The following is a 23,372-nucleotide window of genomic DNA, read 5'->3' on the forward strand; positions in this document are numbered from 1 at the left end:
TGGCGCTCTTAATTTTTCTCATATCTCAGTAAGGAGCAACATGAAATCTCAAAATAAAACCCGTACTCTCGTATCCGTAGCCATGCTTTCCGCCGTGGCCTACTTGCCGGCATTTATCGAAATTCAAGTACCGCTGTCACCGACCTTTGCAAAATGGACATTTCCGATCTACCAGCACTCATTGCCGCATTCGCCTTTGGCCCCGTGTCCGGCGTGTTGGTGGAGCTGATTAAAAACGGCTTGCAACTGATTTCCACCAACACGGCAGGCGTTGGTGAACTGGCAAACTTTTTGATGGGCAGCGCCCTTACTTTTACAACGGGTTTAGTCCATCAGAAGCGCAAAACGAAAACGACAGCCTTATTCGGTTGTATAACCGGCAGCGTGGCAATGGCTTTTGCGGCCTTTATCCCTTTTATCCATACGAAGCTCGTTTGGAACGCCGTGCCGTTCAACCTGCTGAAAGGATTGGCAATCTGTCTTGTCACGATGCTGATTTATAAGCCGTTGACCCCTATTCTGAAAGGAGGATATGCGCATGAACGCAAAAAAGTATCTTCAATATCTGCAAAATGAAATCCACTCTACCGTCTTTGCCACAATAGATGAAAATGGTAATCCCACCACCTGCGTCATTGATATGATGCTGGCAGATGAAAACGGCCTGTACTTTTTGACCGCAAAGGGCAAGGCATTTTATACCCGCCTGAAAGCCCACGATGCAGTTTCCATCACAGGCTTTCATGGTGAAGATACCATGTCCTCCAAGTCTGTTACAGTACGCGGCCGAGTACGGGAACTGGGCAGTGAACTTCTGCCGGAGATTTTCAAGGTAAACCCTTATATGGCAGAAATCTACCCCGACGAAAAAAGCCGTGCCGCCTTAACGGTATTTCAAGTTTATGAGGGCGAGGGCGAATTTTTTGACCTCTCCGCAAAGCCTATTTTCCGAGAGAGCTTTTCTTTTGGCGGCGCTGCGGAAACCGTCAGTGGTTATCTGGTGACGGACAAGTGCATCGGCTGTAAGCGGTGTTATTCCGTTTGCCCGCAAAAGTGCATCGACATCACCACAAAGCCGGTTGTCATTGAACAGGCACACTGTCTGCACTGTGGGCGCTGCTCGGAGATCTGCCCGGCAAGCGCCGTTGAAAAGAGGACTTGATATGACACGCTTCAAGCAAATTGCATTTTTGAATCAAATACTGTTGGAGGAAATGCCCCAGTATCGGCAGCAAGCGGCGCAGTTTCCCTCTGAGGAAACCCAGCAACGGCGGCTTTTGCGCAGTCTCATGAATCTACGCCCGCCCATGCCGCTGAATACGAAGTTTCTCGCTGTGCAAGATTCACTGCTTTCTGCCGAGCGGGAGGAAAAGGGTGTTGTGAATGCTGACGCCCTGCCTGCAACGGCTGACCCACGTATCATCCTTTGGCAGGGCGACATTACCCGCCTTGCCGCCGATGCCATCGTGGACGCAGACAACAGCGCCTTACTGGGCTGCTTTTGCCCTTGCCACGGCTGTATCGACAATGCCATTCACTCGGCGGCGGGCTTGCAGCTTCGTGATGAGTGCAATCGGCTTATGCAAGCACAGGGACACGAAGAACCCACGGGGCAAGCCAAGATTACAGATGGCTACAATTTGCCCTGCCACTATGTGCTGCACACTGTCGGCCCCATCGTCCGTGAGGCACTGACGCCCAAACACCGTGATGAGCTTTCAAGCTGCTATCGCTCCTGCTTGGAGCTGGCAGCAAAAAAGCAGTTAAGTAGCGTGGCATTTTGCTGTATTTCCACCGGAGAGTTTCATTTCCCGGGTCAGGAGGCCGCCCAAATCGCCGTGGCGACCGTCAAAGAATTTTTAAGCCGGGACGGCAGCGGCATGAAAGTGATCTTCAATGTTTTCAAGGATATTGACTACCAAATCTACCATGAACTACTCTACACCGATTGAACGGCTGCAACAAGCCTTGCAGGATGCGGATGCCGTGGTCATCGGCGCAGGGGCGGGGCTTTCCACCTCGGCAGGATTCACCTATTCCGGTGAGCGCTTTGAAAGGAGCTTTTCAGATTTCATTGCCAAGTACCACTATTCCGATATGTACTCCGCAGGATTTTATCCATACCAGTCTTTAGAGGAATATTGGGCCTATTGGAGCCGCCATATCTTCCTCAATCGCTATGTGCCGATTCCAAAGCCGGTTTACAGTGATCTGTTCAATCTGGTACGCGACAAAGACTACTTTGTCATTACCACCAATGTTGACCATTGTTTTCAAAAATCCGGATTTGACAAAAAGCGACTGTTCTACACGCAGGGGGACTACGGCCTGTTTCAGTGCGTAGACGGATGCGGCGGCAAGACCTATGACAACGAGCCTGCTGTTCGGCAGATGGTGGAGCGGCAGCACGATTTACGCATCCCCTCGGAGTTGATCCCCCGCTGCCCGCTGTGCGGAAAGCCTATGACGGTTAATCTGCGCTGCGACAACAGCTTTGTGGAGGACGAGGGCTGGCATTTGGCAAAGACTCGTTACGAAGATTTTCTTCATGCACATAAAACTGCCCGCGTGCTGTATTTGGAGCTTGGTGTGGGCGGCAACACCCCGGTCATTATCAAGTATCCATTTTGGAGGCTGACCGCACAAAATCCCAAAGCAATCTATACCTGCATCAATCTGGGTGAAGCGGTAGTGCCGCATGAAATACAAAGTCAATCTATTTGTATGGATAACGATATTGGTACAATCATAAGCAGCTTGCGGTAAAAGTAAGAGCCTTCTTGATTTTAATATCAAAGGGCTCTTACTTTTTAGCATGATAAAGGAAACGATTCAAACGAAAAGCCAAAATCCGTTCACCCGCCTTTTTGCAAGGACGCTCTGAACGATACTTGGCCTGTAGAGAAAGTAAGAGCCAATGCACCGTTAAAAGTGCATTGGCTCAATTTAGATAAAGAGGGCTACAAATGCTGCTTATTTGGAACAAAACACCTCAATCGCAGCAGCCATAAACTCAGCTGTTCCTTTTCCATTTTGGTCTATTTTTTGGGTAAAACGCTCATCACCAATATACATCAGACCCAGGCAAGATAAAATCTCTTTTGTGCAATTGTAAAAATTAGCGGTAATATAATCTTGCCATTTCTTTACGAGAATCTGCGCTTCATTGCTGTCCGGCTGAATATTACGGTTTTCGCCAAAAGCTTGTAAAATTGCTTCGCCCTCACCGGATAGCATTTTCCACTGGGTTTGGTCATAACTGCTTGTTTTTTCCTCACTTTCAGCATAGGCGGCAGTGTTGCCCCAACGTTCCTTTACCTCGGTGGCATACTTTTTCTTAGTTGCTTCAAATTCGGTGTTATCAAATTGCTTGAAACTCATATCACGTTCTCCTTTTAATGTGTTATCCAGAAGGCCTATTAAATCGTCTATACGACTTCGCTTTTGCAAAAGCAACTCCCGATGTTTTGTTAAGGCGTTTGCCTTGTCGTAATTTGGATCGGTCATAATTTCTTTAATATCTTTAAGAGAAAAATCCAATTCTCTAAAAAACAGAATTTGCTGTAAGGTTTCCAGTACGGTGCTATTATAAAGACGATAACCTGCCGCTGTGGTTTCACTTGGCTTTAATAAACCAATTTCATCGTAGTAGTGCAGGGTTCGTACTGTCACACCGGTCAGCTTTGCAACTTCATTTATTTTCAATTCCAAAAATCCTCCGTTTCCTTTAAGATATCCGTGGTAGACGTGATGGTTGCCTCGTAAATTGATTTGCCTGTCTTTTTCAAATAGTGCGCAACAAGGGCATAGCCACAGGCGTATCCGCCGCAATAAGGCATCCCCACCGATGCCCCCCCACGCATCGCCATAATTTCATCTCCATAAAGGAATGATGACAGTTTATTGAAGTCAGACTCCATTAGGTTTTCTTTAATCCTTGGCTTTATAACAGTTTCAAGCATTTCGGGGCTGGTTTCAGTTACCCATTTTCCGATTTTATCCTCTCCAAACATGGCGGCAGAAAAATTCTCTGCAAGACCCTCGGAAACAATCATATCTGCCAGTGTGATATTGGGATTCCACTGCACAAATTGCCAGCGTACATTGTGATTTGCTTCATGTGCTAAGGCAACCGGCAACATTTTCAGAGATTTTTCATTTGGGATAATTGTTCCGATAATGTATCCGGGAATACCGCCATCGCCACAGTAATCATCCGTCATAGCAGACATCGGATTTTTTGGATTGTTCAGTATAACAGTGAAAACATAGTCCTGTGTCGGTAAGGTAATACCGTGCACCTCAAAGCCTTCTAATGTATTGTGAATACTGTTTTCGCAGTCATTCCAAAAGGCATTGTCGCTGATTTGCTCAATTTCCCCAAGGCGTTCATTTGTGATTTGTGATGGTGTATAATCGCCGCCCATTCCGGCAGCTGACACTACATCATAACCTCCCATCTCTTCAGCTTGCAATGGAATCCCGATACATTGCCACTTGAATTCAAATGGTTTCATTAGCTCATAGCGATAAATGCTTTCTTTTTCTTCATTTGTTACGCTCATCATTTTTGTGTAGATTTTATCAGAACGGATTGCTTTTATATTCATAATCAAATTCCTCGTTTCGTATTTTTAGTGCTGTGTTCGAACCACAATTATACTGTACACTATTACGCAACGTCAGAGTCAATCGTTTTTTGAAAAAATACTGTACTCAATTAAGATAGGAATATGCCTGCTTGTAATTATCCAGATTTTATTGTGCAGGTGAAATTAAGTACCGGTAGAGGCTGTGTTCATTATCTCTCCAAGAAGATTATCTGTTCGTCAAATTACCTGTTCTTCTTTGCTGTTCTTCAGAATTTTGCCGACAATTTTGCAATTTCTTAATTCATTTCATCTTTGTCTATCGTAAAACAAGGCCTCCTATCAGCCTTCCTCATGTTTATTGCAAACATAGGCTACTTTTCTAAAAGTACAGCAATCGTTTGGCTTTCCTGGGAATATGTAGTACCTGCCACATCAGAGAAAACACCGCATCGCTTAAAGCCTGCCGCCAGCGCTTCTTCTATCAAGCTCTCCGGTGTGAAGTAAGTGGTCCACAAATAGTAGACCGATACTTCACTTTGCGTGAGTACCACAATCTGCTCCAGCGTTACGTTGTCACAATAGCGGTAATTGCCGTTTATCACAGTGTGTGGCTGTTCCGTCCAAAAGCCGCCATCGGGGCATCGTTCCCATGTTTGTCTCTCTGCAAAAGCCGCAAATTTTTTCATGGAAAACACATCAAGCAAGAACCTTCCACCTGGCTTTAAATGCTCATATATCCTTTGTAGAAGACGCTGTCTGTTGCTTTGAGAAAGTGCCCCGTAATCGCAATAAATCATCGCCACAAGATTAAAGCGCTCCCCCAGTGCAAGTTGCAAATAATCTTGATAGTGGTATGTAATATCAAGCCCTTGTTCTTCGGCTGAACTGACTGCATGTTGGATCGACCGCTTGGAGAAGTCCACTCCCGTTACATGGTAACCTGCCTTAGCGAAGCGTTCCGCGTAAAGTCCGGGGCCACAGCCCACATCCAGAAGTTGCGGATACTCGGCAGATGGTACCAGCGCCTTAATCCATTTTACAGATTGGTCAATAAAAGCAAAGCTGCGGCTGGCTCCCTCATATTCAGAATTCAGGTGTGCCTTAAGCATCTGCTTTGAGATATGCTCATCATCCCAAAATGGTATGCCGGTTTCTTTATAAAGCTCCGGCTTTTTCAGTATTGTGTTTATATCATAGGGCATTACAATTCCCCCTCCCGTCTGTGAAATAGTTTTATATGGCAGTGGCAGCGTAAAATCACAGCATAACGACAATGCCCACAATGAGAAATACAAGGGCGACACATCTTACCACCAGGATGTAGGCATCAGAAGGAGCCACCTGTTCTTTGTTTTTCCAAGATTCTACCACCTTCCAAATCTGCTTTGGTAATATCAAAATGACAAGTGCAATTAGAATCATTAAAATACCGGCAATTTGTTCTTGTGTCATAATCTTCTCTTTACTTTCATAGGTAACACCCTGTAAATTTATTTCTTCTGCAAGATAATCGCTATAAAGTTAAGATATTTCCCGGCGCCGGCTTCCATTGCCTTTCTATCGTTGATGGCGTATTCGTTGTCTTGCTCCAGCCAATCACTCCAGACCTCATCATTGCTTTGCATTTCATGAACGGAAAGAATATTCACCTCGTCAGTTTGCTCAACTATGTTTCTCCAATACGTCACATCGTGCATATAGTCGAGTTGTTCCGGTGTCCATGAAAGAAGCAGTTCTGGTGGCAAAGCATCATGGCAATCCTGTTTCATTCCTGGAATCGCAATATAGATATATCCACCATGTTTTACGAATGGCAATAGCTTATTTCTCAGATAATCTGCATCACGTCCAAAGTAGTTGTAGGAATCTGTGCTTACAACCGCATCAAAGAATTCCTTCTCAAACGGAAGTGCGGTTGCATCTGCTTTAAAAGGGATGATTTGTGTAGAATTAAGCCCCATTTTCTCAAAAAAGGCTTGATTCTCCACAGGATCACTCCAAAGGTCGGCAGCATATACCATAAAGCCGTATTCCTTCGCCAAAAACACACTCGTCACCCCTTCCCCGCTGCCAAGGTCGCATATAATGGCCTTACTTGGGATTTTGTGATTGTTTAGCAATTCCTCTTGTATTTTTAGTGGGTTTGGCCCCATGATTTTTGCCTGTACCTGTGACGTATTGTATTTTTCACTATGTATATATTTCATTGTGTGATTCCCCCTTGTTTTAAGATTTTTTATTTGCTCATTTCATTTGTGAAATGAGCAATATGTTTTTGCAACAACGCAAAAACTTGCCCTTTGTCGATTGCGCCATCATAAAGGCTATAAAGTGTAAAAACAGGTGCATAAAAGTGTAATGCGCGCAACTTTGCATTCTCCGTTCCGTTCGACATCTTGTTAAATAAGTCCTCCATATATTGTAGTGGACCCGACACGAAGTATTGCTGATACAATTGTGACATCTCTGAATTTCGATACTGCTCAAGTGTCATCATCTTACGAAAATTTGACGAAAATTCATCCTCCGTCCAGTGGCGAAATTGCGACTCAGTATATATTTTAATATTTTCAATCGGTGTCCGGTTATACACTTCTTCCATTTCTTCAAAGGTTCCTTCCGGCATATCGTAGTGCTTTGCACCTTCGATATCCATTTGGCTCATCCGAGCTAAAATATTATCAAAAATATCTCGTTTACTCTTGTAATGCTTGTATAAAGCACTTTTAGTCATCTTCAGTTCCTTTGCAATCGCACTTACCGATACGGCTTCGTATCCATCTCTTGAAAACAAGTCAAGTGCTATCCGCAAAATGCGTTCTTTTGTATTAACCATCTCATATCCTCCCAAGCATCAATAAAGTGACCTATCGTTCACATTAAGTATAGTGATCTATCGTTCACCTGTCAAGAGTAGGAAAGAAATTCTTAAAACGACGCAATGTAAACCACCGGTTCAGAGGAAAATAAGCCTGTATGGCAAGGGCGGCATTATCGCCTCCGGCAGCGTTTTGACAATCCATCGAATCGATCAAGGCTATTACTGATTGATTGTAATAATTTTGTTCATCATAATAATTCCTTTTGCCTAAATCGAATTTACAAGCTTTCCGCCTGTCTCTTTCCCATGCGTTTCCAGTTGATAAATCCGTAAATATCATTGATTAGAAATGCCATAAAGCATACGACAACAGAGATATAAGAAATATCTTCCCGCATTGCCAGAAACCATAAGACCACTAAAACAAGGTCATTGGCAGTATAACCCAGTGCAAAAAGAGGGCTTCTGCGAAAGGTAAGATACACCGCAATAAAGCTGGTTGTTACGGAAATGGTGCTTGGGACGATATTAACTGTATTAAAATATTTTAAAATGAAATAAAACAATAGTGTAACGATCGCTGAAGCAAAACACATTACGACAAGCTCTTTTCTCGATAGATGATTGACTTTTACTTCTGCTTTATTCCCGTTGTAAGGGTTTTTCATCCAAGAAATCAAAGCAAACATCGCCATCGGCATTGTCATTCCAAGATAAGTTATCATCTCTCCATAGTAAGCGAATTTTAGGGAAATCAAACCGTAAACCAAGCTAAATACAATCATCAAAAATTGACCTATGGGATTTCCCTTTGCATTAAAAATCAGTGATGTAACACCCACAAGAGAGGCAAAAAGTGTCAGAAAATTATTCCTGTCAAACAGTACAAAGAATACCACAATAATCAATGCCGAACCCATCCATAAAAACAATTCTCCCTTGGTAAAGTATTGTGTAAACATCCTTGTTTTTTTCATATAACCTCCAAAAAATAAGCACCCATACACACATCTTCCATGACCTAACGATGTGTGTATGAATGCTTGTGCATTCTTACCCGGTGGTAATTTTTAACTTATTATACACGCTTATGTTCAAAAAATCAATTCACGAATGGCTTAATGGCATTGACTTTCCTTCGACAGGGATACATTGGAAGAGCAGTTGTTCTCGTCCATGGGTGTCGCCATCCCACAAGGCCAAACACCCGATAGATTGAATATCCTCCGTGGAATCCTTTCCTTCCAATGGTACATTACCAGGTCCTGTATCCAGCCCCTTCCTTTGATTTTTAAGGTTTTTATATTAAAATAAACACCGTTCATAAAAGGAGCAGTGAATGCTATCCGGGGTTTTATACCGGGCATTCCCAGGTCATCCTGCCGAAACAGCGCATCGAGAGCTGCCAGGCCATGGCCGCCTGTTTCCAGCTGATGAAAACGGACTTATCGGCCCTTACCACAGGAGGCGACTGCCGCTTTCTGTATAAATTGCTGCAGCGGTCCCTGCACTGACGGCGCAGCCCTTGGGAGGTATTTATGACCAATTCTTTAAAAGTACACAAACACACCCTTTTGCTCATTGGCGGCATTGTCTGGGGTTTCGCTGGCTTTAATATCCTGCGTATCGGCCTGTTGGCCTATCCCCCTTACGTCAGCATCATCAATATCCTGCTGACCCTTCTGGTCTATGCCGCCTTCCAGTTTATGGTCTTCGGCAAGATGGTACGCAAGCATACTATCCGTATCACCCAATATGCGGAGGATCAGCAGTTTTTTATGAAGTTTTTTGATGTCAAGGCCTTCTGCATTATGGCCTTTATGATTATCTTCGGGGTAAGCCTGCGATACTCGGGCTGGGTCCCTGAGGTCTTTATCGCTGTTTTTTACACAGGTTTGGGCGCCTCTCTGGCCACGGCCGGTGTACTATTCATCGTCAATTATGTGAAGGAATGTCGGGAAGCCCGACAAAATGGAGGAGTAAAATAATAAAAGTGCATGCTTCAGTAAAAACCACTTTGTCAAAGGATTCTTCGATGTGATATAATTAAATAAATTTCTGACTTGGAGGAAAATCATGTCCCTGCTTTACATCGATGCCTGCATCCGAGGCGATGCCTCCCGCACAAAGCGACTGGCCACAGCCTTCTTAGACACGTATTTTGAAACCCATCCCGGGGATACTTTAATAACCCGGGAAATTGCCAAACATCCTCTCCCGCCCCTAAACGCCAAGGACTACGCCAAACGTGAAGCTCTCATGGCCACGGGGAAGCTGGATGCACCCGTCTTTGCCCCAGCCTTGGAGTTTGCCGAGGCAGAGCACATTGTCATCGCAGCCCCCTTTTGGGATTTAAGCTTTCCCGCCGTGGTGAAGGCTTATCTGGAGCAGGTTTCCGTGGCGGGGATTGCCTTTAACTACACCGAAACCGGCAGCATCGGGCTCTGTGTGGCAAAGGATCTCACCTTTATTACCACCCGGGGCGGCATCACCACCGGAGATCTGGCTTTTCTGGAGCAGGGGGCCCGCTATCTGGAAGTCCTCAGTCAAATTTACGGTATTGCGCGTTTCCAGTGCATTGCGGCAGAGGGGTTGGATATCGAAGGACTGGATGTCCCGGAAATTATGGCCCAGGCAGAGCACCAGGCGAAGGAAGCTGCAGCGGCGTTATAGCCACAGGGTTAATCCCCATATTCGATAACGGAGACATCAATGACAAAAAAACGTATCACAATTTTAGCCACTGGCGGTACCATCGCCGGGACGGCACCGTCCGCTACCCAGACCAGCGGCTACACTGCCGCCGATTTAAAGGTGGAGGCCCTGGTCGATGCCATCCCCGAGCTTCGGGAACTGGCCTGTATCCATATGGAACAGATTCTTCAAATTCCCAGCCAATCCATGGACCCCACCCGCTGGCTCATTTTGGTTCACCGGATTAATGCCCTGCTGGCAAAACCGGATGTTGACGGCATCGTCATTACCCACGGTACCGATACCCTGGAGGAAACCGCCTATTTTCTAAACCTCACGGTAAAGAGCAATAAGCCCGTCGTCATCACCGGAGCCATGCGTCCAGCCACGGCACTTTCTGCTGACGGTCCCATGAATCTCTACCAGGCCGTCCAGGTGGCTGCTGATCCCCAGGCTGCCGGAAAGGGTGTCCTCGTCGTCCTAAATGATACCATCCACGGCGCCCGGAATGTCACCAAAGCTTCTACCCATCACATTGAAGCTTTCGAAGGTGGTGAGCTTGGGATTTTTGTGGGGGGACGCATCCAGTTTAACTGTGCCTCCCTTAAACGTCATACCCTCCTCAGCCGTTTTGATGTCGAGGGACTCACCAGTCTGCCCACCGTGTCTATCCTCTACGAAGCCGCGGGTCTGGGGGATACCCTCTGGAACTGTGCCCGGACATCCTCCCAGGGTATTGTCATTGCCGGTATGGGTAACGGCAGCCTGGGAGAGGGTCTGACCCGAAGGGTTTCGGCCGGAGTGGATATCCCCGTGGTACGCTCCTCCCGGGTGGGCTCTGGCGCCGTCATCCCCGGCGGTGAATTTGATGACGACCGCTACCACACCATTCCCGGCAACGACCTCAATCCCCAGAAGGCTCGGGTCCTTTTAATGCTGGCCCTTACCCAGAGCACCGATCCCGGAATTATTCGGGAGTGGTTTGAAGAGTATTAAGGACATCATCATTAATTTGCATCAAAATTGTAAAATTTGCAGCCAATGTAAATTTTACAAAATAGCTCTTGACTTATTTTTCATACGGCTGTATAATAAATTTGTATCAGCCGAAGGGAAGCCTTCGGGGGAAGGGAGCGATTCTTGTGTTATTCTATAGCTATATCGCTGCAGAGTTAGCCGCTAAGAGCATGTCTAAATAATTCGACTTGACATGTCTAAAAATAATTTGATAAAATAGTATTACCGAGTTGCGAGAGCGTAAGTCCAGGAATGGACCTGCGCTCTCGCTTTTTTGCGGTGCTGTCCAAATCTTGATTTGGTCAACAGCACCCATGAAAGGCTGGCCCAGGAGTCCGAGCCAAAGGCGACAGACCCGGGATATCAAGTCCTCATACATGGATAACCTGATCATTTTCAATAAAATATTATCACAATCAATAATATTTTATTTTTTCTCTTCCCATCTTCTCACAAAAATGCTATGATAATCAAAGTTAATAAAATTTTATCAATTGGAGAGAGAAAATTATTATGTCTAGGTTGAGTATCATTACGAAAAGCCGGGCTCAGCAGGTTGTGGAAGGGTTGTATAAAAACCTGGAGCAACGCATTGTGGCCAGTCCTCCGGGGTTATGCCCTGTGGATATTTCACACGCCTTCCTTCAGCTCTGTCACGCACAGACCTGTGGAAAATGTACCCCCTGCCGCATCGGGCTGGGACAAATGGGGAATCTCATGGTGGATATTTTAGAGGGCCGGGGCTCCATGGCCACCATCGACACCCTGGAGAAAACCGCCCGGGTGGTTTATGAAACGGCAGACTGCGCTATCGGCTATGAAGCGGCCCATATGATTCTAAAGGGATTGGCTGGCTTCCGGGATGATTTTGAGGAGCACGTCACCCATAACCGCTGTATCTGCCACTTAGACCAACCGGTGCCTTGTGTGGCCCTGTGCCCTGCCGGTGTGGATATCCCAGGTTATCTGGCTCTGGTGGGCGAAGGCCGCCACCAGGATGCGGTACGGCTCATCCGAAAGGATAATCCCTTCGTCACGGCCTGCGCCATGGTCTGTGAGCATCCCTGCGAGGCCCGCTGCCGCCGGAATATGGTGGACAGCTCCGTCAACATCCGGGGGATCAAGCGCTATGCCATCGATCACGCCGGGGATGTCCCCGTGCCGGATAACGCCGCATCCACAGGGAAACGCATCGCCGTCATCGGCGGTGGTCCCAGCGGCTTAAGTGCTGCCTATTATCTCCAGCTCATGGGCCATCAAACCACCGTCTTTGAACAGCGGGAAGCCCTGGGGGGAATGCTGCGCTACGGTATTCCGGGCTACCGGCTGCCGGAATCCGATTTGGATGGGGATATCAATGCCATCCTCTCCACTGGCGTGGAATGCCATTTAAATACCCCCATTGGCGGCGGGAAGGGCATCACCCTGGAGGCTCTTCAGAAAAATTACGATGCGGTTTACATTGCCATTGGTGCCCATAAGGACAAGAAAATCGGCATCGACGGTGAAGAGGGACCAGATGTCATTTCCGCAGTGGATATGCTCCGGGATATCGGCGAGGGCCGGATGCCCGACTTCACCGGGAAGACCGTCATGGTCATCGGCGGGGGCAATGTGGCCATGGATGTCTCCCGGACGGCCATCCGTCTGGGGGCCGACCAGGTGGGTGTGGTCTACCGTCGCCGGAAGGCAGATATGACCGCCCTTCCAGACGAAATTGAAGGGGCTGAAGCCGAAGGGGTTCAGATTTTAGAGCTCCATGCCCCTAAATTTATTGAGCGGGATGCTGCGGGCCACGTCAGTGCCCTTTGGGCCGACCCCAAGGTAATCGGGCTGATGGACGCTGCCGGACGTCCCCGCCCGGCGGATTCCACCGAGGATGCTCGGGCTATTCCCTGTGATACCATCATTGTCGCCATCGGTCAGGAAATTGACTCCAATCATTTTGCTGAAGGCGGACTCCCCGTCGCCCGGGGCAGCCTGGTGACCGATGCTGCCGGTGCGGTGGTGGGCTTCCCTGGTGTCTATGCCGGAGGAGACTGTGCTACCGGACCTGCCACTGTCATTAAAGCCGTGGCCACCGGTAAGGTGGTGGCCGCCAATATCGACAATTACCTGGGCTTCCACCACGCCATTACCTGTGATGTGGAAATCCCTGCCCCCCGTATGGGAGATCTGCCGGCCTGCGGCCGCGTAACCATGAAGGAACGCAACGCCAATGCCCGCCGCCAGGACTTTGAGCAGGTGGAATATGGCATGACCTGCCAGGAAGCGGAGCAGGAATCATCCCGCTGTCTGCGGTGTGATCACTTCGGCATCAGCGCATTAAAAGGAGGGAGGGTTAACCAATGGTAAAGGTGACCATCAACAATAAGGAAATCGAGGTAGCTGAGCACTCTACCATTATGGAGGCCTGCGAAAAAGCGGGCTGGCCGGTGCCCAGCCTGTGCTACCTAAGGGATATCAACGAAATCGGGGCCTGCCGCATCTGCGTCGTGGAAATTGACGGGGTGGACCGATTGGTGACTTCCTGTAATAATGAAGTGTGTGAGGGGATGGTGGTTTCCACCAACTCCCCCAAGGTACGGGAGGCCCGTCGGACGAACCTGTCCCTCATCCTCTCCCAGCACGACGGCCACTGCCCCACCTGTGCCCGTAACGGCAATTGCACCCTCCAGAATATCAGCTACGATTTAGGAATTGAGGACAGCCTGTATAAAAAGGATGTACCGGAAAATAACTGGCCCCAGGACTTTCCCCTTATTCGGAATGAATCCAAGTGCATCAAGTGTATGCGCTGTATCCAAATCTGTGATAAGGTCCAGGGCCTGGGGATTTGGGACATTGCCAAATCCGGTTCCCGGACCACCGTGGATGTCTCTGGTGGCCGGAAGATTACCGAGGCCGATTGTGCGGTCTGTGGCCAATGCGTCACCCACTGTCCGGTGGGCGCCCTTCGGGGACGGGATGATAAGCCCCAGATTTTCGCCTGGAACAAGGCCGTCAGTAACCCCGATGTCGTCGCTGTGGTCCAGGTGGCACCCTCGGTCCGGGCTGCCTGGGGCGAAGCCCTGGGTATTCCCCGGGACAAGGCGACCCCTGGCCGTTTAGCTGCCGCACTGCGCCTCTGTGGCTTCGACTACGTGTTCGATACTAACTTCGGGGCAGACCTGACCATCATGGAAGAGGGCAGCGAATTCCTGGCCCGCATCGGAAGTGGCCAGACCCATCGCTACCCCATGTTTACCTCCTGCTGCCCAGGGTGGGTGCGCTTCTTAAAATCCCAATACCCGGATATGGTGGACGATTTATCCACTGCCAAATCTCCCCAGCAGATGCAGGGAGCGGTGATTAAGTCCGCCTTTGCTCAGAAGGCCGGTATCGATCCTGACAATATTTTCTCTGTGTCCATCATGCCCTGTCTGGCGAAAAAAACAGAGTGCGATATTCCCAGCATCAATGATGGGGATGGGGATAAAGATGTGGATCTGGTGTTGACTACCCGGGAGCTGGTGCGTCAGCTGCGATCCTTAAACATCAATGTAGCCGATCTCCCAGAAGAATCCTTTGATTCTCCTCTGAGTAGCGGAACCGGTGCCGCCGTCATCTTTGGGGCCACTGGGGGTGTTATGGAAGCTGCCCTGCGCTCCTGCTACTTCCTGGCCACAGGCGAAAACCCAGGGCCTGACGATTTCCGGGATGTCCGGGGTAACCGGGGCTGGCGGGAAGCCACCTTCGATGTCAAGGGCACCTTGGTGCGCACCGCCGTGGTCAGCGGCCTGGGCAACGCCCGGGAGCTGATCCGTGCCCTGCGCCGGGGTGAGGTCGCCTATGACTTCGTAGAAGTCATGGCCTGCCCTGGGGGCTGTGTCGGCGGTGGGGGGCAACCCATCCACGATGGCTTGGAGCTCGCTGAAGTCCGTGGGCGGAATCTGTATAACCTGGATAAAATGGCTGCCCGACGATTCTCCCACGAAAATCCGGAGGTCCTGGCTCTGTACAAAGACTATTTGGGAGAACCACTTTCCCATGAAGCCCATTGGCTCCTCCACACCGACCACCACACCTGGGATCTCCCGATGACACCCCATCCGGACCCTGACGTCCTTCTCTAAACCCATCGTTATTTTACTGCATTTACCAACAACTATTTAAAAGAAACGCCGCCCACCCCAGAAGGGAATGAGCGGCTTTTCTTTTCTCCTCCTCCATGATAAAATAAATCCCATAAAATTTCAGGAGGAACAACTATGCTCGGTGCTATTTTAGGGGACATCATCGGCAGTCCCTACGAATTCGATCACAACAATATCAAAACCACGGAATTCCCATTGTTTTCAGAGGCATCTCATTTTACAGACGATACCATTATGACCCTGGCGGTGGCCCAGGGACTGACCCGGGGCTACCAAAACCCGGAGAAAACCGCCCAGGAGATTATTACTGCCATGCAGGACTGGGGAAAGCGCTATCCCGACGGCGGGTACGGCGCCCACTTTGGAGACTGGCTGTACGCCCCGGACCCGAAGCCCTACGGCAGCTTTGGTAACGGCGCAGCCATGCGGGTCAGCTCTGTATCCTGGCTGTACAACACCCTGGATGAGGTGGAGCACTACGCTGCCATCTCTGCCGGGGTGACCCACGACCATCCCGAGGGCATTAAGGGAGCCCAGGCTACTGCTGCCGCCATCTTTTTGGCCCGCAAAGGCACACTCAAGGATGAAATCCGCCGGTACATCACCGATACCTACGGCTACGATTTAAGCCGCACCTGCGACGACATCCGGCCCACCTACCATCATGTGGAATCCTGTCAGGAAACAGTTCCCCAGGCCATAACAGCATTCTTAGAGGGTGAGGATTTTGAATCCGTCATCCGTCTGGCAGTTTCCCTGGGGGGAGACAGTGACACCCTGGCGGCCATTGCCGGATCCATTGCCGAAGCCTGCTACCCCATCCCCGATGCCCTCGCAGATCAGGGTATGGCCCGTCTGGATGCCGATCTCGAAGACGCCTTGTATCAGTTCTATGCCTTTGCGGTGGCGGCGGAGGTGGAAGCCCGGGAAGCCAAACCGGTGACCTCCTAAGCCCCAGGTTCTGGTCGCCCCACTACCCTACTTCTGTTTCCCGGGGAAGGTCAAAATTTTACCCGGCTTTCCCATTTGTTGGCGCTCACTAACCACCGGACCACTTAGCTCATCGGGTGTAAATCCGCGGTTAGAGTACATCCGTGTGCTGTTATGGAAGGCCATCAGAAGGGGGGCCAAACGTTCCATGGCGGCATCATCCAGGGAGTCTTCCAGCTCCTGGGTGAAGGCGGAGAAGGTATCCCTCAGGGACAGCCCGATCTTCGTCCAAAATTGGAGGCGGGTACACATCTCCCGGGCCTTGTCCTGATGAAGATGATGGCGATGGATCAGCTCCTGGACCAATGCCCAGGCCTGGGGCGTCTCCTGGAGGATATCCCCGGAAAAACGGGTTTCCACCTCCTGGACCGTCGGCATGTAGTAGGGCTTGTCTCCCTGCTCCTGAAGCAGAGAATTGGCCATATCCCGTTCCGCAAAGAACCAGGGCATCCAATACCCATCCTTAAGACAAAGGGCTTCCCGGAGGAAGGAGCAGCGGGATACGAGGTGCTCAAAGCTCCAATATGCTACGGATTCTCCGGTGCAGGTCGCCATGACCTTAGCGGGCTGCTCATAATCACAGATACCGTAGAGATTCAGACAGGTTTCCAGATATTCCCGATATCGGGATTCCTCTGCACGCTGTTTCTCAAAGGACGCGCTTTTGAGGGTCTTCTTCAAAGCCGTTGCCACTTGCCGGGGGATGGCGATGCCATCTTCCTCTTCATAGGCGTAGCCGTTGAAGACCAGCAGTGCCGGAAAGTCCGATTTTAAAGGCAGGTTACCGGTTTTCATCCCTTGCAGCAGATTATCGATTTCCTCCCGATAAGCCACACTAAAATCCCAGGTGATTTGCTGGGGATCACATATTTTTGCAGCGATGGCATCAATCAGCTCGGCCTTACGCAGCTTGTAGGGTTTCGCAATGCTGAGCTCCTGGGCGTATTCCTTCAGCTCCGGCACGGTAAATTGCCAAAGAACGGATTCCGGGGTATCCCCAAGGATCCGAACCGGCATTTCCCCCTCAAGGAAGGGGTTGGGCAGGGCATTGAGAAAATCATCGTCACCCCCCCATAATTCATCATCGTACAGGATGTCTTCATCCCATTGCCCACCCTCCAATAATTCCGCGTTAACCGCCTCCAGGTTGTAGACTTCACCGTATCCTAAGTCCCGGGCCCAGGCTAAAAGTTCTTTACGCTCAGGGTCCTTTTTGTCCTTCAGACGGCCCACCAGCCCGTAGTAGCCGCAGACCCCCCCGCAATCTTCAATAAAGTTATTCCCCCGATAGGCCGTAACCTTGGGGTTATCCTGAATTTGATGGGGGTGGTAGGCCTCAATGGCCACCTCATGGATCCAATCATCTCCAAAATCATAGATATAAAGAAGGGTTTCCCCTGGCTTTAGCCATTGATGGAGGGCTTCTTCTGCTTCGTCTAAGCTTTCAAGCCCCAAATCTGCCATAAGGCCCTCCTCATCCGCCATATCGATGTGGATATCCCTTTCTGGAAATTCAAAGCCATGGAGATGGTACCCCTTCCACCCAAAGGCTATATTAATGACCTGGGCCAGGGTCTGGAAGGTTGCTGCCTCGTCAATCATCAACCGCCGCCATACCACTGGCTTACTTCCTTCGATTTTAATTTTAAGCTGATATGCTCCCATGGTAGACTCTCCTTTACCACCCTTTTTTTTAATTCTATCATAGCCCATTTAAAAATGGAATCATCCTCTTTTTATCTTTTTAAAGGGTTGATTTTGAATGCGTATTGTTTTTTTCGGGGATTCTATATATAATGGACTCAAAATCTTAGGGGGTGGCCCAAATGAAGGCCCATTATCAACGTCAAATGATGATATCCCAAATTGGTGAGGCGGGCCAGGGCCGACTGCAGGCGTCCAGGGTAACGGTCATTGGAGCCGGCGGACTGGGTAGTCCGGTCTTAACCTATCTGGCTGGCGCCGGGGTGGGGAAGCTGACCCTCATCGATGGGGATACCCTGTCGGAGAGCAACCTCAACCGCCAATTTTTATACCCTGCCGATGCCCTGGGATCCCCTAAAAGTGAATTGGCCAAGGCCCGGATTCAGTCCTTCAACCCCAATGTCCAGGTGACCTGCCACCAGGCCTTCCTGGGGGAGGATAACCAGGCGGCTCTCATTGGGTCCCCGGATGTTATTGTGGATTGTGTGGATAATATTCCCACCCGTCACCTGGTGGCACGTTACGGCCGAAAGCAGGGAATTCCCGTGGTGGAGGGGGGCGTTATGGGCTTTTGGGGCTGGCTGTTCTGTAGCATGCCCGAGGGCGCCTGCTTCGGATGCCTGGGCTCCCAGATCCCTGCCTCTCAAAAAACCCCGGCATTGGGGGCGGTGGCCGGGATCATCGGCAGCCTTCAGGCAACGGAGTGTCTCAAGCTTCTTCTGGGCATGGGCACCGCCTATCCCGGTACCCTGCTGCAATACGATGGCCTCCACGGGGACTTTGACACCCTCCCCATCACCCAAAATCCAAGCTGCCCCTGGTGTTCTCCCCAGCCTTAACGTAAAATAAAAGATAGGCCCCGGTCCCTGATTTTCCAGGGAACCGGGGCGCATTTTTTATTCTTTACCATCGATGAGGAGGACTTCTCCGGAATGTTCAAGGGCGTAACCTCCGAGGGCCGTTAATTTTTCCTTTAAGGCATTACTTTTTAAAATCGCAATGAAATGCTTGACCTCTGGCATCTCCAGATTTTCCTGGGGCAGGGCAAAATCATAGGATTCTTCCCCCACAGGGATGAAATCCAGACCCATGGCCACCGCCGCAGACTGAACCCCCATGCCCACGTCGGCTCCGTCACTGCCCACAGCCGCCGCCACGGCCATATGGGTGGTTAATTCCTGGCTGTAGCCTGAAATAGAATCCGGGGAAATGCCCCTTTTCTTAAGATTATAGTCCAGGAGCAGGCGGGTCCCCGCTCCCCTCTGACGATTCACAAAGCGGTGGGCCCCAAGGTCCTCAAATCCCTGAATCCCCAGGGGGTTCCCCGGCTTAACCATCAGGCCCTGAACCCGGCCCACCCCCCGGATAAGGGCCATGGGGTTTTTAAACAGGCTTTTAACCGCCTTTACATTGTAGGTGCCATCAGACTCATCCAGCAGGTGAATGGGAGCCATATGGGCCTCACCCCGTTTCAGGGCCATGAGCCCCCCCATGCTGCCCACATGGGTGCTGGATAGGTATTCATCCTGATAAATAGCGGGGAGCATATCGGCCATAAGATCCAGGATGAGATCGTGGCTGCCGATGACCACCAGGGTCTTTGCGATCTCCGTAAGCGCCTTGTAAAGCACCACCTCCACGGACTCTCCGGCACCAATGCCCTCACTGTTTTGGGGGATGATTAAACACCCATCAGCCTTGACCATGGACATGGCCGCCCCAGCTCCCCGGGCCAGAGGTGAGGCCACCAGCTTGTCATTTACCACCCCCAGTTTGACCCGAACGTATTCCCGGTGCTTCAGGCTGGATACCAGACGCTTGCTGACCACTGCCTTGGCCCGTCTGGCCTGGGTGTCCACCTGGCCGGTCAGCTTATTCAGCACCGGCACCACAAAGCTTTCGTAGGCCATATAGGCGGCCACAGGATACCCCGGCAGGCCAATGACAGGTTTTCCCTCAACGACGGCCAAAATCACCGGCTTCCCCGGCTTCATGGCCACGCCGTGGACCACCACCTCCCCCAGTTCCCTGAGGACCTGGACGGTATAATCCTCCCGACCAGCACTGGAGCCCGCATTGATAATCACCATCTCGTGGGTGGAAATGGCGTGGACCAGGGTCTCCCGGATTTTTTCATAATCATCGGGAATGGCAGGGAATCGGTGGGGGATCCCGCCGCCCTCAGTTACCCGGTTTTCGATAACCCTGGAATTGGACTCGATGATATCTCCTTCTCCAGGGGTCTCAGTGGGTTCAATGATTTCGGTGCCCGTGGGATAGATGGCCACCCTGGGCTTTTTAACCACCGGGATGGTGAGAATTCCGGCGGAGAGCAAAGCCCCAATATCCATGGGGCGGATGTTATGGTTACTGGGCAGAATCATCTCTCCGGTGACAATGTCCTCCCCAATGGGGCGGATGTTATCCCAGGGGGCCGCCGCCTGGAGGATGGTGTGCTCCCCGGATTCCGTCTCCACAATATCCTCGGCCATAATCACCGCATCGTAGGGGGGATGGATGGGATCGCCGGTATCCACCACCACGTAATCCCGACCCGCTTCAAGGGCCACCGGCGTCTTTTCCGATGCCCCCAGGGTATGGGCGGACACCACGGCGATGCCGTCCATGGCCGAGGCATTGAAGAGGGGCGAGCAGTACTTTGCGATGCTGGCCTCCCTGGTAATGCGATGGAGGCTGTTTACCACCTCAATCTCTTCATACTCCACCTTGAGACTGGACCCCAGCTTTTCCATAAAGCTTTCCTGGGCTTCTTCCACGGAGACGGTTTTAAGGTATAGGTTTCGTTTTCCCATGATGGTCACACCGGCCATACGGTGACGGTGTCACCGGCCTGAACTCCTTCCAGATTTTTATCCAGCAGTACATAGCCATAGGCCCGGCTGAGGATGCTGATCAGCCCGGATTTCCCCAGGATGGGAATGGCCAGACAGCCCCCATCCTCCTGACGAAGGGCTACCAGCACACTGGTGGTTCGCCCCGGTGCCCCGGCCACGTTGGTGGCTATTTTAGCGGTAATAGGGACTACGGGCTGTTGTCCGTACATTTCCCCCTCCAGCCACTCCATGAGAAGCCGAAAAACCATCATGGCTGCCACAGGATGCCCCGGCAGTCCGAGGAAAAGGGTGGCAGTGGGGGCATCCCACCCCAATATAGTGGGTTTGCCTGGCTTGAGGGCCAAACCGTGGGTGAACACCCCTTCACTGGCCACGGTATCGATGATGGCTTCGGTCATGTCCTTTTTCCCCTTGGAGCTGCCCCCGGAAATCAGCACGAGATCAGCCTGAGCCATGGCCGCGGCAATGGCCGCCTCGATGGACTCCCACACATCGGGCACCAGTACCTGGGAAACCACCGCCATTCCCATCTCCTGGGCCAGGGCCGCCAGGGCGCTGGTATTGACATCCCGGATTTTCCCTGGTTCCAGGGGAGCGTTTCCCGGAATCAGCTCATCCCCGGTGGAAATAATGGCGACCTTAAGGGTGGTATACACGGATACCTCCTGGATGCCCAGGGCCGCCATAACTCCGATTTCCTGGGCACGAATCCGGGTTCCCCGGTGAAGGCCCCTTTCGCCTTCCCCAAAATCCTCTCCGATCTGGACCACCCCATCTCCTGCAGCGACGCTGGTGTAAATGGCGATTTCATCCCCGGAGAAGACCTCGCTGTACTCCACCATCACCATGGCATCGGCCCCCTCTGGGAGCATGCCCCCGGTGGGAACATAGGCACAGGTCCCCAGGGTCAGGGTACACTGCGCTTCGGCCCCCATGACCACCTCCTCTATACAGGTCAAAAGAGCGGGAATGCTTTCACTGGCCCCTTGGATATCCTTTGCCCTAACGGCATAACCATCCACCGTGGACCGTCGGAAGTGGGGGACGTTATTCCGGGCATCAACCCCTTCTCCTAAAACACGCCCCAGGCTGTCTGCCGCCGGAATTTTCTCACAGCGCAGCAGATGGCTCCCGAAGCGTTCCTTTATTTTTTCCCGGGCTTGGCCCAAATCGTCAACAGTTAGTAGCTGCATGGTTTTTCACTTCCTTTCTCTATGGGTCATACCCGCTGGCATTGCATATACCGGCTGACCGCTTGGGTCTGGGGATTAAAAATAACCTGGTCCGTTTCCCCGGATTCGATAATTCTTCCCTTTTCCATAAAATGTACCTGATTGCACAGATTGTTAATCTGGGCCAGCTGATGGCTGATGATCAGCCAGGTGATGGGCTCTTTCTCCTGCCAGGCGTGGATAAAATTCTCAAATTGTACAAGGCTCTCGGGATCCAGGTTTGAGAGGGTTTCATCGATGATGACGAACCGGGGTTTAAACACCAGGGCCCGGATAAAGGAGAGCTTTTGCCGCTCCCCGCTGGATAGCCCCGGGGCGTATTGATCCCGCTTCTCCCAAAGGCCGGCTTGCCGAAGCCACCCTTCCAGCTCCCCTCCCTCCGGTTTTAAATGACGGATGGTGAGGGGATAGGTCAGGTTCTCCAAAACCGTGCGTTTGAGAAGGTAGGGGCGCTGGGCCATTAAGGTGATCTCCCTGGGCCCCAGGCCCTCCCAATCGATCTGTCCGGCATCTAGGTCCATGGCGCCCATGAGCAGTTTGGCCAGGGTCGATTTACCACAGCCGTTGCCCCCCAGCAACCCGTGAATTTTACCCGGCGCCAGACGCAGCGCCGGGATGCTGATGGTCAAATCCCCGATGCGTTTTTCTAAATTAGTAATTATCAATTTCCCGTTTATCCCTTTGCAAAAAATCAGCCCCCCATTGGAGGAGAAAGGCCATGAGGAGCAGCACGACCCCCAGGGTAATGCCCTCGGTAAAAATCCCCTGGCTTTTCAGCAGGGAGATGGCGGTGGTCATGGTTCGGGTGTGGTATTTCATATTCCCCCCGACCAGCATCACCGCCCCCACCTCACTGATAGACCGCCCAAAACCAGTGATGATGGCGAAATAAATTTCCCGTTTCAGCTCCTTTCGCACCAGGCTCTGGGTTTGCCGGGGGGATGCCCCAATGCACTGCCCAAAGAAACGAATGGCTGGTGCCTGCCTTTCGGCACTGGCGTAAACCGTCCCACAGATGATGGGAGTGATGATGATGGTTTGGGCGATAATCATCCCAGGCAGCGTGAAGAGGAGGGACAGAAAGCCCAGGGGCCCATTGCGCATGAGCAGCATATAGGTCAGAAGACCCACCACCACTGGCGGAACCCCCATGAGGGTGCGGTTGATCCGGATGACCAGGCTCTTGCCTTTAAAATGATGGCGCTCCAGCTTTAGCCCCAGCCAAATACCCAACAGGGCAGAGATGCCCGTGGCACAAATGGCAAGGGTAAAAGTCACCCGGATGGCGCTCAAAGTGGCCCCATCCCATAAGAATTCCATGATATCCTCCT

23 protein-coding genes are annotated in these 23,372 nt (G+C 50.9%); 11 read left to right on the forward strand and 12 right to left on the reverse strand.

Annotated elements, in window-relative coordinates; translation table 11 throughout:
- The first annotated feature begins 153 nt into the window (after positions 1 to 153).
- The 4 genes from BLU30_RS07810 to BLU30_RS07825 are packed head-to-tail and all read left to right on the forward strand — an operon-like array spanning position 154 to position 2,766.
- The gene (locus BLU30_RS07810) at positions 154 to 576 is read left to right on the forward strand and encodes an ECF transporter S component (protein WP_242873543.1); all 423 of its coding nucleotides are present in this window, start codon (positions 154 to 156) and stop codon (positions 574 to 576) included.
- Positions 539 to 1,162, forward strand: a complete 624-nt coding sequence (locus BLU30_RS07815) for a 4Fe-4S binding protein (protein WP_090245256.1) — start codon at positions 539 to 541, stop codon at positions 1,160 to 1,162. Before BLU30_RS07810 ends, BLU30_RS07815 begins: the two co-directional genes overlap by 38 nt.
- A gap of 1 nt (position 1,163) precedes the next feature.
- Positions 1,164 to 1,952: a protein-ADP-ribose hydrolase gene (locus BLU30_RS07820; RefSeq protein ID WP_090245257.1), complete on the forward strand. Its 789-nt coding sequence runs from the start codon at positions 1,164 to 1,166 to the stop codon at positions 1,950 to 1,952.
- Positions 1,930 to 2,766 carry an SIR2 family NAD-dependent protein deacylase gene (locus BLU30_RS07825; RefSeq protein WP_340148138.1) on the forward strand — a complete coding sequence of 279 codons (837 nt, stop codon included), beginning with the start codon at positions 1,930 to 1,932 and terminating at the stop codon, positions 2,764 to 2,766. Before BLU30_RS07820 ends, BLU30_RS07825 begins: the two co-directional genes overlap by 23 nt.
- 207 nt (positions 2,767 to 2,973) lie before the next feature.
- Here BLU30_RS07825 and BLU30_RS07830 read toward each other — a convergent pair whose 3' ends face one another.
- The 7 genes from BLU30_RS07830 to pnuC all read right to left on the reverse strand — a co-directional run bounded on the left by BLU30_RS07830 (position 2,974) and on the right by pnuC (position 8,390).
- Positions 2,974 to 3,705, reverse strand: a complete 732-nt coding sequence (locus tag BLU30_RS07830; protein WP_090245321.1) for a MerR family transcriptional regulator — start codon at positions 3,703 to 3,705, stop codon at positions 2,974 to 2,976.
- On the reverse strand, positions 3,702 to 4,610 hold the full coding sequence (locus tag BLU30_RS07835) for a DUF2268 domain-containing putative Zn-dependent protease (protein ID WP_090245259.1): 909 nt from the start codon (positions 4,608 to 4,610) through the stop codon (positions 3,702 to 3,704). The genes BLU30_RS07830 and BLU30_RS07835 overlap by 4 nt, the downstream gene beginning before the upstream one ends.
- A gap of 353 nt (positions 4,611 to 4,963) precedes the next feature.
- Positions 4,964 to 5,794 carry a class I SAM-dependent methyltransferase gene (locus BLU30_RS07840; RefSeq protein ID WP_090245260.1) on the reverse strand — a complete coding sequence of 277 codons (831 nt, stop codon included), beginning with the start codon at positions 5,792 to 5,794 and terminating at the stop codon, positions 4,964 to 4,966.
- Between the two features lie 55 nt (positions 5,795 to 5,849).
- Positions 5,850 to 6,044, reverse strand: coding sequence for a DUF6199 family natural product biosynthesis protein (locus tag BLU30_RS07845; protein WP_090245262.1), 195 nt, complete (start codon positions 6,042 to 6,044; stop codon positions 5,850 to 5,852).
- 38 nt (positions 6,045 to 6,082) lie between these two features.
- On the reverse strand, positions 6,083 to 6,799 hold the full coding sequence (locus BLU30_RS07850) for an SAM-dependent methyltransferase (protein WP_090245263.1): 717 nt from the start codon (positions 6,797 to 6,799) through the stop codon (positions 6,083 to 6,085).
- A gap of 29 nt (positions 6,800 to 6,828) precedes the next feature.
- The gene (locus BLU30_RS07855) at positions 6,829 to 7,428 is read right to left on the reverse strand and encodes a TetR/AcrR family transcriptional regulator (protein WP_090245265.1); all 600 of its coding nucleotides are present in this window, start codon (positions 7,426 to 7,428) and stop codon (positions 6,829 to 6,831) included.
- A gap of 263 nt (positions 7,429 to 7,691) precedes the next feature.
- The gene (gene pnuC, locus BLU30_RS07860) at positions 7,692 to 8,390 is read right to left on the reverse strand and encodes a nicotinamide riboside transporter PnuC (protein ID WP_090245267.1); all 699 of its coding nucleotides are present in this window, start codon (positions 8,388 to 8,390) and stop codon (positions 7,692 to 7,694) included.
- 561 nt (positions 8,391 to 8,951) lie between these two features.
- Between pnuC and BLU30_RS07870 the strand changes: the two genes are divergently transcribed.
- The 6 genes from BLU30_RS07870 (at position 8,952) to BLU30_RS07895 (ending at position 16,211) form a co-directional block, all read left to right on the forward strand.
- Complete coding sequence (locus BLU30_RS07870) at positions 8,952 to 9,401, forward strand: hypothetical protein (RefSeq protein ID WP_090245270.1); 450 nt, start codon at positions 8,952 to 8,954, stop codon at positions 9,399 to 9,401.
- Positions 9,402 to 9,489: 88 nt separating this feature from the next.
- Entirely contained in the window at positions 9,490 to 10,086 is a 597-nt protein-coding gene (locus BLU30_RS07875; protein WP_090245271.1) for an FMN-dependent NADH-azoreductase, read from the forward strand.
- Between the two features lie 39 nt (positions 10,087 to 10,125).
- Positions 10,126 to 11,103, forward strand: a complete 978-nt coding sequence (locus BLU30_RS07880; protein WP_090245273.1) for an asparaginase — start codon at positions 10,126 to 10,128, stop codon at positions 11,101 to 11,103.
- A 534-nt stretch (positions 11,104 to 11,637) separates the two neighbouring features.
- Positions 11,638 to 13,479, forward strand: a complete 1,842-nt coding sequence (locus BLU30_RS07885; protein WP_090245275.1) for an NAD(P)-binding protein — start codon at positions 11,638 to 11,640, stop codon at positions 13,477 to 13,479.
- Positions 13,473 to 15,239, forward strand: a complete 1,767-nt coding sequence (locus tag BLU30_RS07890; protein ID WP_090245277.1) for a [FeFe] hydrogenase, group A — start codon at positions 13,473 to 13,475, stop codon at positions 15,237 to 15,239. The genes BLU30_RS07885 and BLU30_RS07890 overlap by 7 nt, the downstream gene beginning before the upstream one ends.
- A 135-nt stretch (positions 15,240 to 15,374) precedes the next feature.
- Positions 15,375 to 16,211, forward strand: a complete 837-nt coding sequence (locus BLU30_RS07895; RefSeq protein ID WP_090245278.1) for an ADP-ribosylglycohydrolase family protein — start codon at positions 15,375 to 15,377, stop codon at positions 16,209 to 16,211.
- Positions 16,212 to 16,238: 27 nt separating this feature from the next.
- Here the strand turns inward: BLU30_RS07895 and BLU30_RS07900 are convergent, their stop codons facing one another.
- Positions 16,239 to 17,915, reverse strand: coding sequence for an IS1096 element passenger TnpR family protein (locus BLU30_RS07900; protein ID WP_176770867.1), 1,677 nt, complete (start codon positions 17,913 to 17,915; stop codon positions 16,239 to 16,241).
- 161 nt (positions 17,916 to 18,076) lie between these two features.
- Here BLU30_RS07900 and BLU30_RS07905 point away from each other — a divergent pair, with 161 nt between their 5' ends.
- Positions 18,077 to 18,793 (forward strand): HesA/MoeB/ThiF family protein, encoded by a 717-nt coding sequence (locus BLU30_RS07905; protein WP_090245282.1) that lies wholly within the window; start codon positions 18,077 to 18,079, stop codon positions 18,791 to 18,793.
- A gap of 57 nt (positions 18,794 to 18,850) precedes the next feature.
- Here the strand turns inward: BLU30_RS07905 and BLU30_RS07910 are convergent, their stop codons facing one another.
- Genes BLU30_RS07910 through BLU30_RS07925 form a run of 4 tightly spaced genes read right to left on the reverse strand, consistent with a single transcriptional unit; the run spans position 18,851 to position 23,361 of the window.
- Positions 18,851 to 20,767 (reverse strand): molybdopterin biosynthesis protein, encoded by a 1,917-nt coding sequence (locus BLU30_RS07910; protein WP_090245322.1) that lies wholly within the window; start codon positions 20,765 to 20,767, stop codon positions 18,851 to 18,853.
- A gap of 5 nt (positions 20,768 to 20,772) precedes the next feature.
- Positions 20,773 to 22,002 carry a molybdopterin molybdotransferase MoeA gene (locus BLU30_RS07915; protein WP_090245283.1) on the reverse strand — a complete coding sequence of 410 codons (1,230 nt, stop codon included), beginning with the start codon at positions 22,000 to 22,002 and terminating at the stop codon, positions 20,773 to 20,775.
- Between the two features lie 26 nt (positions 22,003 to 22,028).
- A complete protein-coding gene (locus BLU30_RS07920; RefSeq protein ID WP_090245285.1) occupies positions 22,029 to 22,706 on the reverse strand; it encodes an ATP-binding cassette domain-containing protein in 678 nt (225 codons plus the stop codon).
- Positions 22,693 to 23,361 carry an ABC transporter permease gene (locus tag BLU30_RS07925; protein ID WP_090245286.1) on the reverse strand — a complete coding sequence of 223 codons (669 nt, stop codon included), beginning with the start codon at positions 23,359 to 23,361 and terminating at the stop codon, positions 22,693 to 22,695. The genes BLU30_RS07920 and BLU30_RS07925 overlap by 14 nt, the downstream gene beginning before the upstream one ends.
- Positions 23,362 to 23,372 lie beyond the last annotated feature (11 nt).

The sequence above is a fragment of the Eubacterium barkeri genome, assembly GCF_900107125.1.
GTDB classification, from domain to species: domain Bacteria; phylum Bacillota; class Clostridia; order Eubacteriales; family Eubacteriaceae; genus Eubacterium_O; species Eubacterium_O barkeri.